This is a genomic window from Burkholderia sp. FERM BP-3421, from assembly GCF_028657905.1.
In the GTDB taxonomy this organism is placed as follows: domain Bacteria; phylum Pseudomonadota; class Gammaproteobacteria; order Burkholderiales; family Burkholderiaceae; genus Burkholderia.
Genome location: NZ_CP117781.1, coordinates 1,343,700 through 1,357,483, shown reverse-complemented (window position 1 = coordinate 1,357,483; position 13,784 = coordinate 1,343,700). Strand labels below are relative to the sequence as shown.

3 protein-coding genes and 1 pseudogene are annotated in these 13,784 nt (G+C 62.7%); 3 read left to right on the top strand and 1 reads right to left on the bottom strand.

All coding sequences use genetic code 11. The features are described 5' to 3' along the window. Positions 1-1,407, bottom strand: coding sequence for an APC family permease (locus tag Bsp3421_RS08970; RefSeq protein ID WP_273998097.1), 1,407 nt, complete (start codon positions 1,405-1,407; stop codon positions 1-3). Positions 1,408-1,529: 122 nt separating this feature from the next. On the opposite strand from Bsp3421_RS08970, the gene Bsp3421_RS08965 reads away from it, so the two are divergent. The 3 genes and pseudogenes from Bsp3421_RS08965 (at position 1,530) to Bsp3421_RS08955 (ending at position 13,279) form a co-directional block, all read left to right on the top strand. Continuing rightward, entirely contained in the window at positions 1,530-2,327 is a 798-nt protein-coding gene (locus Bsp3421_RS08965; protein ID WP_273998096.1) for a helix-turn-helix transcriptional regulator, read from the top strand. 677 nt (positions 2,328-3,004) lie between these two features. Continuing rightward, a pseudogene (locus Bsp3421_RS34285) lies at positions 3,005-3,688 on the top strand (ESPR-type extended signal peptide-containing protein); the annotation flags it as partial. 1,239 nt (positions 3,689-4,927) lie between these two features. Continuing rightward, positions 4,928-13,279, top strand: a complete 8,352-nt coding sequence (locus tag Bsp3421_RS08955) for a YadA-like family protein (protein ID WP_443111502.1) — start codon at positions 4,928-4,930, stop codon at positions 13,277-13,279. Positions 13,280-13,784 lie beyond the last annotated feature (505 nt).

The window sequence follows — 13,784 nt, the reverse complement described above, 5'->3', positions numbered from 1 at the left end:
TCAAAGTTCGCGAAACGTCTTGCTATGGCGCGCCCAGCCCGCATACATCACGAGTGCGAAGACCAGCAGGCCCGCGATGATGTACAGGTCGGTCGGCTTCGCCGCGGCGGCAATGGTGGTGTACAGCGTATAGCCCGCGCCGCCGATCGCGACGAGCGGCGGCAGCGGCCAGCCCGGCATCCGGTACGGATGCTCGACGTCGCGCCGCACCAGGCGGCTCGCGAGCGCGGCGAGGCCGACCGCGAGATAGATCAGCAGCAAGAGGTCGACGGTGAACGCGGTCAGGTCGTCGAGGCTCGACACGAAGATCAGGAACATCGATGGGATCGCGAGCGTCAGCGTCGCGAGCCACGGCGACGCGAAGCGCGGATGGATCCGCGTGAACGCATGGTTGGCCGGCCGGGCCCACAGCGCATGGCGGCCGCTGCTGTAGAGCAGCCGGCCGACCATGATGACGATCGCGATGATCGCGTTGAACACCGACAGGAAGATACCGCCGCTCACGACGCGCGACAACGCCGGATTGCCCAGCTCGCGCACCACGTAGCCGATCGGATCCGCGCTTTTCGCCAGTTCGGTGAACGACGGCGCGCCGAGCACGATCGCGGTCAGCGGCACCAGTTCGACGAGCAGGATCACCGCGAGCGAATAGATCACGGCCTTCGCGACATTGCGGTTGCCGCCCTGGAGATCCTCCGCGAGGAACACCGCCGAGCCGAAGCCGTTGTAGCAGAAGATCGCCGTGCCGACGGCCGGCATGATCGCGGCGGCGGTCGCCGGCACGAGCAAGGCGCCCTGCGCGACCACGGGATGCGCGAGCGCGTCGAAGCCGCGATGCGGCGACGAGAAGCCCAGCGTCGCGATCAGCGCGAGCACGACGATCTCGATCACGAGGAACAGCCCGGTGATCCATGCATTAGTCTTGATGTTGAGGATGCCGAGCGCATAGCTGAGCAGCACGATCACGAGCGCGACGGACTGGTTGCCGAACTGCGTGCCAAGCGCGTTGTTCAGGTACGGCGCGGCCCCGGACGCGAGCACGGCGGGAATGAACACGCTGACCGACAGGACCGCGATGAAAGTCAGGTAGCCGGGCAGCCGCCCGAACACGCGCTTGGCCATCACGTACTCGCCGCCCGCGCTGCGGTGCGCGGCGCTCAGTTCAGCGTAACAAAGCGCGAACGCGAACGCGAGCAGGCCGCCGAGCACGAACGACAGCACCGCGCCGCTGCCCGCCTGCTGGATCGCGAACGGCGCGATCACGAAGATCGAGCTGGCGGGCGTCACGCCCGACACGGTGATCATCACCGCGTCGCGCACGCTGAGCGACCCGACCAGCGCGCCGGGCGCCTCCGACCCGGCGGGCGCGGCCTGGACCGCGCTGGAAGACTCCGACATCATCGCCATCCTGTTCTCCTTTTGCTGCGTGATTTTTGAACGCCCATACTCGGACCATCAGGCTGCGGGCAGTCTAGGAAGCCAAATTGCACGCCGCCATTCCCCCTTGGGGTTACGCCGACGGAACATTCATGGAACTGCTGTTCAGGGAAATGGCGCTGCATCAGGCGCTCGGACGGACGATCGATCAGCTTGGTCAGCCGCGCTTCTGGCGGCACTTGATCCTGTTGCTCAACGAAATGATGCCGTTCGACAACGCGCTCGCGACCGTGATCGGCCGCGACGGCGCGCCCACGGTGCTCGACGAATACGACACGGGCGGCGCCGATGCGCCGTCGCCGGTGCCGCTCTACCTGAATGGGTTATATCTGCTCGATCCGTTCCTGCAGGCCGCGCACGACGGGCTCGCGGACGGCTGCTACCGGCTGGAGGAAGTCGCGCCCGACCTGTTCCGGCAGAGCGAGTATTTCCTCAGCTACTTTCGCGATGCGGTCGGCGAGGACGAGGTGCAGGTCATCGCGCGGGTCGGCGCCGACACCTTGCTGTCGCTGTCGCTGGGTGCGCGCGAGCGGTTCGGCGTCGAGGCGCTCGGCAGGCTCGCCGCGTGCTCGCCGTGGCTGCTCGCGATGTTGCGGCAGCATTGGAAACAACTCGGGCATGCGACGCGCGCCGAAGGGGAAAGCGATCTCGCCGCGCGCGTCGAGCATACGCTCGCGAGTTTCGGCGAGGAACTGCTGACGGAGCGGGAGATGGCGATCGCGCGGCTCGTGCTGCGCGGCAATTCGTCGAAGGCGATCGCGGAACGGCTCGCGATCTCGCCGGAGACGGTCAAGGTGCATCGGCGGCATCTGTACGCGAAGCTCGGGATCTCGTCGCAGCCCGAGTTGTTTTCGCTGTTCCTGCAGGCCCTGGGGCATGCGCCGGGTTGAGGCCCGGGCGCGGCTTGTCGTTGCCGGGTACCGGAATGCCGCACCTCGATTGCTTGCCCGCGCTGGCATTCGGTCTACCTCCGGATGCTCGACCCGGTAAGTCGCCACACGACGGCCCGGCACCGGATCACAACGTGGCTGGTGTCGTGATAGCCCGGCATTTTCAACGTTTTGCGCTGGCCCGAGGCCAGACGCTGATTTTCCTGGTTGCATTTCTTCAGGACTCTTCCGGACATCGATGACCTGCCATTGCTCGGGAATCAGGTGCCTGAAATGCTCATTTTCCGACTCCAGATCCGGGATCCGGTGACCGCCGGTCTTTTCATTCTTCCAAACTTGCTGCACCGACGATGGGCATCTGCTCCGGGATCGTGTGGCAATTGCAAAGTTCTCTCACCCGTTCGCCAAGCGTTCGGCCTCGTGCAGGGTTCAGGCCAATTTCACCTGGAGAAAGCGCAACTTCATGGAACGCTCCTAGCGCCCTGGCTGAAAAAGATTCACTTGGTTGATGGCCACAAGATTTGAATCGGGCAGACTGTAAAGCATTGTTAAAAATAAACAAAACAATCAGTGAATTTTTCTTTTAGTGCTTTAATTTTCGAAAATTAAAAATGATCTGCGTCTATTTAAACAACGTATACGAATAGGCTGGAAGGAAAAATCTGCGTCCCCGGGGCATGCGGGGGAATCGTGATCTGTTCATGGGGGTGGCTGTGAACCGCACATACCGGAGCATCTGGAACGAGGCGATCAGCGCATGGGTTGCCGCTGCCGAGACGGTCAAGGCACGCGGGAAAAAGTCGCGCCGAGGAACAGCGCTCTCGGATGATGGAGCAACCGAACCAAAGTTCACATGCAAAGTAAATGAACGCAGAATAATCATTATTTCATTTATATTTTCTGCATGTTTTAGCATGCCGGCATATGGTCAACAATTCACTGTTAACGATAATGGCGATAGCGGCTGCTATCAGATTACCGATGGTGGAGTGGTAGGACAAACAGGTCTTAATTCCGCATGTAATACCGCCAGCACCACCCGGGTGATGGTGAATAGCGGCAGCCTGATCGTCGGCGGAACGAATGGCACCGGAACAATCGGCGGATTACCGACGTCGACAGGTGGGACGACGACGGCCGGCGGATCGACCGCCAATGCGTATGGTTTCTATGTCCTGTCGAATGGCGCGTATATCAACGGCGGTACGAACGGCACCAACATCGTCGGAGCCCTCCAGGTGTCGGGTTTGGCTTCATTGAATGGAGGCGCCAGCCTCAACAACCAGAAAATCACCAACCTTGCACCCGGAACGGTGTCGGCAGCAAGTACCGATGCCATCAACGGCAGCCAACTGGCGAGTCTGTCGACGAGTACGTCGACGGGGCTCTCGACGGCCAACAGTTCGATCGCTTCGCTGTCCACGTCGGCCTCGACCGGCATCGGTTCGCTCTCGACTGGTCTCAGCACCACTAACAGCACCGTCTCGTCGCTCTCGACCTCCACGTCGACCGGCCTCTCGACGGCCAACAGCTCGATCGCTTCGCTGTCCACCTCGACCTCCACCGGCATCGGTTCGCTTTCGACTGGTCTCAGCACCACCAACAGCACCGTTACGTCGCTCTCGACTTCCACCTCGACCGGTCTCTCGACCGCTAACAGCAGCATCGCTTCGCTGTCCACCTCGACTTCGACCGGCATCGGTTCGCTCTCGACTGGCCTCAGCACCGCCAACAGCACAGTCTCGTCGCTCTCGACCTCCACGTCGACCGGCCTGTCGACGGCCAACAGCAGCATCGCTTCGCTGTCCACCTCGACTTCGACCGGCATCGGTTCGCTCTCGACCGGTCTCAGCACCACCAACAGCACCGTCTCGTCGCTCTCGACCTCCACGTCGACCGGCCTCTCGACGGCCAACAGCTCGATCGCTTCGCTGTCCACGTCGACTTCGACCGGCATCGGTTCGCTTTCGACCGGTCTGAGCACCACCAACAGCACCGTCTCGTCACTCTCGACCTCCACCTCGACCGGCCTCTCGACCGCCAACAGCTCGATCGCTTCGCTGTCCACGTCGACTTCGACCGGCATCGGTTCGCTTTCGACCGGTCTCAGCACCACCAACAGCACCGTTACGTCGCTCTCGACTTCAACCTCGACCGGCCTCTCGACGGCCAACAGCAACATCGCTTCGCTGTCCACCTCGACTTCGACCGGCATCGGTTCGCTCTCGACCGGTCTCAGCACCACCAACAGCACCGTCTCGTCGCTCTCGACCTCCACGTCGACCGGCCTCTCGACCGCTAACAGCTCGATCGCTTCGCTGTCCACTTCGACTTCGACCGGCATCGGCTCGCTCTCGACCGGCCTGAGCACCACCAACAGCACCGTCACGTCGCTCTCGACTTCAACCTCGACCGGCCTCTCGACCGCTAACAGCTCGATCGCTTCGCTGTCCACTTCGACTTCGACCGGCATCGGTTCACTTTCGACAGGTCTCAGCACCACCAACAGCACCGTCTCGTCCCTCTCGACTTCCACCTCGACTGGCCTGTCGACGGCCAACAGCAGCATCGCTTCGCTGTCCACCTCGACTTCGACCGGCATCGGTTCGCTTTCGACTGGTCTCAGCACCACCAACAGCAATGTCGCTTCACTGTCGACTTCCACGTCGACCGGCCTTTCGACCGCCAACAGCTCGATCGCCTCGCTGTCCACGTCGACCTCGACCGGCATCGGCTCACTTTCGACTGGTCTGAGCACCACTAACAGCACCGTCTCATCGCTCTCGACTTCCACGTCGACCGGTCTCTCGACGACTAACAACTCGATCGCTTCGCTGTCCACCTCGACTTCGACCGGCATCGGCTCGCTGTCCACCGGACTGAGCACCACCAACAGCACCGTCTCGTCCCTCTCGACTTCCACCTCGACTGGCCTGTCGTCGGCTAACAGCAGCATCGCTTCGCTGTCCACGTCGACCTCGACCGGCATCGGTTCGCTTTCGACCGGCCTGAGCACCACCAACAGCACCGTCTCGTCGCTCTCGACTTCCACGTCGACCGGCCTCTCGACCGCCAACAGCTCGATCGCTTCGCTGTCCACCTCGACTTCGACCGGCATCGGTTCGCTTTCGACTGGCCTCAGCACCACCGACAGCACTGTCTCGTCGCTCTCGACCTCTACGTCGACCGGCCTCTCGACCGCTAACAGCAGCATCGCTTCGCTGTCCACGTCGACTTCGACCGGCCTCAGCACCACCGACAGCACTGTCGCGTCGCTGTCGACTTCCACGTCGACCGGTCTCTCGACCGCCAACAGCAACATCGCTTCACTGTCCACCTCGACCTCGACCGGCATCGGCTCGCTGTCCACCGGACTGAGCACCACCAACAGTACCGTCTCGTCGCTCTCGACTTCCACCTCGACTGGCCTGTCGTCGGCTAACAGCAGCATCGCTTCGCTGTCCACCTCGACTTCGACCGGCATCGGCTCGCTCTCGACCGGCCTCAGCACCACCAACAGCACCGTCTCGTCGCTCTCGACCTCCACGTCGACCGGCCTCTCGACCGCTAACAGCTCGATCGCTTCGCTGTCCACTTCGACTTCGACCGGCATCGGTTCGCTTTCGACAGGTCTCAGCACCACCAACAGCACCGTCACGTCGCTCTCGACTTCAACCTCGACCGGCCTCTCGACCGCCAACAGCAGCATCGCTTCGCTGTCCACTTCGACTTCGACCGGCATCGGTTCGCTTTCGACCGGTCTCAGCACCACCAACAGCACCGTCACGTCGCTCTCGACTTCAACCTCGACCGGCCTCTCGACCGCCAACAGCAGCATCGCTTCGCTGTCCACTTCGACTTCGACCGGCATCGGTTCGCTTTCGACAGGTCTCAGCACCACCAACAGCACCGTCACGTCGCTCTCGACTTCAACCTCGACCGGCCTCTCGACCGCTAACAGCTCGATCGCCTCGCTGTCCACATCGACCTCGACCGGCATCGGCTCGCTTTCGACTGGTCTCAGCACCACCAACAGCAATGTCGCTTCGCTCTCGACCTCCACGTCGACCGGCCTCTCGACGGCTAACAGCAGCATCGCTTCGCTGTCCACCTCGACTTCGACCGGCATCGGCTCGCTCTCGACCGGCCTCAGCACCACCGACAGCACCGTCTCGTCACTCTCGACTTCCACGTCGACTGGCCTCTCGACCGCTAACAGCAGCATCACTTCGCTGTCCACCTCGACTTCCAGCGGCATCGGCTCGCTCTCGACCGGCCTGAGCACCACCAACAGCACCGTCTCGTCGCTCTCGACCTCCACCTCGACCGGTCTCTCGACCGCTAACAGCAGCATCGCTTCGCTGTCCACCTCGACTTCGACCGGCATCGGTTCGCTCTCGACCAGCCTCAGCACCACCAACAGCACCGTCTCGTCCCTCTCGACTTCCACCTCGACCGGCCTCTCGACGGCTAACAGCAGCATCGCTTCGCTGTCCACCTCGACTTCCACCGGCATCGGCTCGCTTTCGACGGGTCTGAGCACAGCTAACAGTACCGTCTCGTCCCTCTCGACCTCCGCGTCGACCGGCCTCTCGACGGCCAACAGCAGCATCGCTTCGCTGTCCACCTCGACTTCGACCGGCATCGGTTCGCTTTCGACTGGTCTCAGCACCACCAACAGCACCGTTACGTCGCTCTCGACCTCCGCGTCGACCGGTCTCTCGACCGCTAACAGCTCGATCGCTTCGCTGTCCATCTCGACTTCGACTGGCATCGGCTCGCTCTCAACCGGCCTCAGCACCACCAATAGCAATGTCGCTTCGCTGTCGACCGTGACAGGCAATCTGGGCAGCAGTACGGCGGCAGCTCTGGGCGGAGGCGCAACCTTTAACCCGGCTACAGGGACGATCAGCGCGCCTGCCTATACGACGTACAACGCGAACGGTACGACGAGCACGGTCAACAATATCGGCGCGGCAATCGATAACATCAACAGCCAGGGGATCAAGTACTTCCATACAAACTCCACGGCACCTGACAGCCAAGCACTGGGGACGAATAGCGTGGCAATCGGTCCGAACGCGGTAGCCAACAACGCAGGAGATGTGGCGCTAGGCAGCGGATCAGTGACGACGGCAGCAAATCCGACCGCGACAGGCGCGATTGGCGGCGTGACTTACAACTACGCAGGCACAACACCGTCGAGCGTGGTGAGCGTGGGCGCGCCAAGCGCTGAACGTCAGGTCACCAACGTGGCGGCAGGTCAGGTGACGGCAACGAGTACAGACTCGGTCAACGGATCGCAACTGTTCGCAACAAACACAGCGATCAACAGTCTGTCAACGTCCGCCTCGACTAGCCTCAGCACGACCAACAGCACAGTTTCATCGCTCTCGACCGGTCTGAGCACCACCAACAGCACGGTCACGTCGCTCTCGACCTCCACGTCCACCGGCCTCTCGACCGCTAACAGTTCGATCGCTTCGCTGTCCACCTCGACCTCGACCGGCATCGGTTCGCTCTCGACCGGCCTGAGCACCGCCAACAGCGCCGTCTCTTCGCTCTCGACTTCCACGTCGACTGGCCTCTCGACGGCCAACAGCAGCATCGCTTCGCTGTCCACGTCGACTTCGACCGGCATCGGTTCGCTTTCGACTGGTCTCAGCACCACCAACAGCACCGTCTCGTCCCTCTCGACCTCCGCGTCGACCGGCCTCTCGACGGCCAACAGCAGCATCGCTTCGCTGTCCACCTCGACCTCGACCGGCATCGGTTCGCTCTCGACCGGTCTCAGCACCACCAACAGCACGGTCTCGTCGCTCTCGACCTCTACGTCGACCGGCCTCTCGACCGCCAACAGCAGCATCGCTTCGTTGTCCACCTCGACCTCCACCGGCATCGGCTCGCTCTCGACTGGCCTCAGCACCACCAACAGCAATGTTGCTTCACTCTCGACCTCCACGTCGACCGGTCTCTCGACGGCTAACAGCAGCATTGCTTCGCTGTCCACCTCGACTTCGACCGGCATCGGTTCGCTCTCGACCGGTCTCAGCACCACCAACAGCACCGTTACGTCGCTCTCGACTTCAACCTCGACTGGCCTGTCGTCGGCCAACAGCAGCATCACTTCGCTGTCCACGTCGACATCGACCGGCATCGTTTCGCTCTCGACTGGTCTGAGCACCACCAACAGCACCGTCTCGTCGCTCTCGACTTCCACGTCGACCGGTCTCTCGACCGCTAACAGCTCGATCGCTTCGCTGTCCACGTCGACTTCGACCGGCATCGGCTCGCTCTCGACTGGCCTCAGCACCACCAACAGCACCGTTACGTCGCTGTCGACCTCCACGTCGACCGGTCTCTCGACCGCTAACAGCAGCATCGCTTCGCTGTCCACCTCGACCTCGACCGGCCTCAGCACCACCGACAGCACTGTCGCGTCGCTGTCGACTTCCACGTCGACCGGTCTCTCGACCGCCAACAGCAACATCGCTTCGCTGTCCACGTCGACCTCGACCGGCATCGGCTCGCTCTCGACTGGCCTCAGCACCACCAACAGCACCGTTACGTCGCTCTCGACCTCCACGTCGACCGGCCTCTCGACCGCCAACAGCAACATCGCTTCGCTGTCCACCTCGACCTCGACCGGCATCGGCTCGCTCTCGACTGGCCTCAGCACCACCGACAGCACCGTCTCGTCACTCTCGACCTCCACCTCGACCGGCCTCTCGACCGCCAACAACTCGATCGCTTCACTGTCCACCTCGACCTCGACCGGCATCGGCTCGCTCTCGACTGGCCTCAGCACCACCAACAGCACCGTTACGTCGCTGTCGACTTCAACCTCGACCGGTCTCTCGACCGCTAACAGCAGCATCGCTTCGCTGTCCACCTCGACTTCGACCGGCCTCAGCACCACCGACAGCACTGTCGCATCGCTGTCGACTTCCACGTCGACCGGTCTCTCGACCGCCAACAGCAACATCGCTTCGCTGTCCACGTCGACTTCGACCGGCATCGGCTCGCTCTCGACTGGCATCAGCACCACCAACAGCACCGTCTCGTCACTCTCGACCTCCACCTCGACCGGCCTCTCGACCGCCAACAGCTCGATCGCTTCGCTGTCCACGTCGACCTCGACCGGCATCGGTTCGCTCTCGACCGGTCTCAGCACCACCAACAGCACCGTTACGTCGCTCTCGACTTCAACCTCGACTGGCCTGTCGTCGGCCAACAGCAGCATCGCTTCGCTGTCCACCTCGACCTCGACCGGCATCGGTTCGCTCTCGACCGGTCTCAGCACCACCAACAGCACCGTTACGTCGCTCTCGACTTCCACGTCGACCGGCCTCTCGACGGCTAACAGCAGCATCGCTTCGCTGTCTACCTCGACTTCGACCGGCATCGGCTCGCTTTCGACTGGTCTCAGTACCACCAACAGCACCGTTACGTCGCTCTCGACCTCCACCTCGACCGGCCTCTCGACGGCCAACAGCAGCATCGCCTCGCTGTCCACCTCGACTTCGACCGGCATCGGCTCGCTCTCGACCGGTCTCAGCACCACCAGCAGCAATGTCGCTTCGCTCTCGACCTCCACGTCGACCGGTCTCTCGACCGCTAACAGCAGCATCGCTTCGCTGTCCACCTCGACTTCGACCGGCATCGGTTCGCTCTCGACTGGTCTGAGCACCACCAACAGCACCGTCTCGTCGCTCTCGACTTCAACCTCGACCGGCCTCTCGACCGCTAACAGCAACATCGCTTCGCTGTCCACCTCGACTTCGACCGGCATCGGCTCGCTTTCGACTGGTCTCAGTACCACCAACAGCACCGTTACGTCGCTCTCGACTTCAACCTCGACCGGCCTCTCGACGGCCAACAGCAGCATCGCCTCGCTGTCCACCTCGACCTCGACCGGCATCGGTTCGCTCTCGACCGGTCTCAGCACCACCAACAGCAATGTCGCTTCGCTGTCGACTTCAACCTCGACCGGCCTCTCGACCGCTAACAGCTCGATCGCGTCGCTGTCCACGTCGACCTCGACCGGCATCGGTTCGCTCTCGACCGGTCTCAGCACCACCAACAGCACCGTTACGTCGCTCTCGACTTCAACCTCGACCGGCCTCTCGACTGCTAACAGCTCGATCGCTTCGCTGTCCACGTCGACCTCGACCGGCATCGGTTCGCTTTCGACTGGTCTCAGTACCACCAACAGCACCGTTACGTCGCTCTCGACTTCAACCTCGACCGGCCTCTCGACGGCCAACAGCAGCATCGCCTCGCTGTCCACCTCGACCTCGACCGGCATCGGTTCGCTCTCGACCGGTCTCAGCACCACCAACAGCACCGTCTCGTCGCTCTCGACCTCTACGTCGACCGGTCTCTCGACCGCTAACAGCAGCATCGCTTCGCTGTCCACGTCGACCTCGACCGGCATCGGTTCGCTCTCGACTGGTCTCAGCACCACCAACAGCACTGTTTCGTCGCTCTCGACCTCTACGTCGACCGGCCTCTCGACCGCTAACAGCAGCATCGCTTCGCTGTCCACCTCGACTTCGACCGGCCTCGGCTCGCTCTCGACCGGTCTCAGCACCACCAACAGCACCGTCACGTCGCTCTCGACTTCAACCTCGACCGGCCTCTCGACCGCCAACAGCTCGATCGCTTCGTTGTCCACCTCGACTTCGACCGGCATCGGCTCGCTCTCGACTGGCCTCAGCACCACCAACAGCGCCGTTACGTCGCTCTCGACTTCAACCTCGACCGGCCTCTCGACCGCTAACAACTCGATCGCTTCGCTATCCACCTCGACCTCCACCGGCATCGGTTCGCTCTCGACTGGCCTCAGCACCACCAACAGCACCGTTACGTCGCTCTCGACTTCAACCTCGACCGGCCTCTCGACTGCTAACAGCTCGATCGCTTCGCTGTCCACCTCAACTTCGACCGGCCTCGGCTCGCTCTCGACCGGTCTCAGCACCACCAACAGCACCGTCTCGTCGCTCTCGACCTCCACCTCAACCGGCCTCTCGACCGCTAACAGCTCGATCGCTTCGCTGTCCACTTCGACTTCGACCGGCATCGGTTCGCTTTCGACAGGTCTCAGCACCACCAACAGCACCGTTACGTCGCTCTCGACTTCCACCTCGACCGGCCTCTCGACCGCTAACAGCTCGATCGCTTCGCTATCCACCTCGACCTCCACCGGCATCGGTTCGCTCTCGACCGGTCTCAGCACCACCAACAGCACCGTTACGTCGCTCTCGACCTCCACGTCGACCGGCCTCTCGACCGCCAACAGCTCGATCGCTTCGCTGTCCACCTCGACCTCCACCGGCATCGGTTCGCTCTCGACTGGCCTCAGCACCACCAACAGCAATGTCGCCTCGCTCTCGACTTCCACCTCGACCGGACTCTCGACCGCCAACAGCAACATCGCATCGCTGTCCACCTCGACCTCGACCAGCATCGGTTCGCTTTCGACCGGCATCAGCAACACCAACAGCAACATCGCTTCGCTCTCGACTTCGACCTCGACCGGCATCGGCTCGCTCTCGACCAGCATCAGCTCGATCACCACCAACACCAACAACCTCGGCACCAGCACCGCCGCGGCGCTTGGCGGCGGCGCGACATATGACCCGGCCACCGGCACCATCTCCGCCCCGGCCTACATCACCTACAACACCGACGGCACGACCACGACCAACAACAACGTCGGCTCGGCGATCGACAACATCAACGCGAAGGGCACCAAGTACTTCCACACCAATTCGACCGAGGCCGACAGCCAGGCCACCGGCCAGAACAGCGTCGCGATCGGACCGAACGCAGTCGCCAACGTCGACAACTCAGTCGCGATCGGCAACGGCGCGACCACGTCCGCCGCCGTCCCGGTCTCGTCAGCGACCGTCGGCGGCCTGACCTTCGGCAACTTCGCGGGCAGCAACCCGGTCGGCGTGGTCAGCGTCGGTGCGCCTGGCGCGGAACGCCAGGTCACCAACGTCGCCGCCGGCCAGATCAGCCAGACCAGCACCGACGCAGTCAACGGCAGCCAGCTGTTCGCGACCAACAGCAACGTCGCCTCGCTGTCCACCGGCATGAACACGACCAACAGCAACCTGACCTCGCTGTCGACCTCGACCTCGACCGCCGTCAACTCGCTGTCCACCGGTCTGAGCACCACCAACAGCACCGTCTCGTCGCTCTCGAGCTCGACTTCGACCGCCGTCAACTCGCTGTCCACCGGCCTGAGCAGCACCAACAGCACCGTCTCGTCGCTCTCGACCTCGACCTCGACCGCCGTCAACTCGCTGTCGACGGGCCTGAGCACCACCAACAGCAACGTCGCATCACTATCGAGCGGCGTGACCAACATCAACACCCAGCTGAACTCGTTGTCGACGACGATCAACAACACGACCCGTTCGACCAGCACGACCGGCATCGCGGCCGACATGAACGGCACCGGCAACGACAAGCCGACCGTCACCGCCGGCTCGAACTCGGTCGCGATCGGCGCGAACTCCACCGACGGCGGACGCTCGAACGTGGTCTCGGTCGGCAGCAGCACCGATCAGCGTCAGGTCATCAACGTCGCGCCCGGCACGCAAGGCACCGACGCCGTCAACCTGAATCAATTGAATGCCTCGCAGGCCTCTGCGAATTCGTACACGGATCAACGCGTCGGGGCACTACAGCAGGGCATAACGGATCTCGCTCGCAATGCCTATTCCGGCGTGGCCATCGCAGGCGCTTTGGCCGGCTTGCCGCAAGTCGAGAGCGGGAAAACTGTTTCGCTAGGTGCCGGATTCAGCAACTACAGTGGCTACACTGCCGTCGCGATAGGAGGAAGCGCACGCTTGACCCAGAGCACGGTCGTCAAGCTCGGCGTCGGCACTGTCAACGGATCGCGCATGATGATCAACGGCGGAATTGGGTACTCTTGGTGAAAATTGCATAAACAAAAACCTAACCGAAAAAAGCACCCGGATCCGGGACAAGAGGCTCGATGGTGAGGGACGATCCATCGTCCACACGCCAATGCCGTATCGAGGCGGTGCCCTTCGGCACCGCCCTATTGCTTGCCATCGCTCAGAACAGCGGCCGGCTCATGGACGTCCGCCAACCACCATCCTCTTCCAGCCATTGCCTGAAGCCGCCTCTCTACGCGGAACTTCAGTTTGCCTTGACCTCCTGTTGGCGATCCTGTGTCGGCGGCCGACCGGTCACGGCGACGAGATGAACGGCGCGCCGACTCCCGACCGATGAGCGCATTGGGCTCGGCCAAACGCCGAATGCGGTTTTTTTGCACCCCGGCAGCCGTTCATCGACGGTGGACAGGCCCAGTGGAGACGGGAAAAGAAAAGGAGTAGATTGCTGCATCGTGGCATCCAGACGAACGTCGTGCCGGCAATCGGCAATCGGCAGTTCGACGTGTCGTCGTTGCGCGAAAGC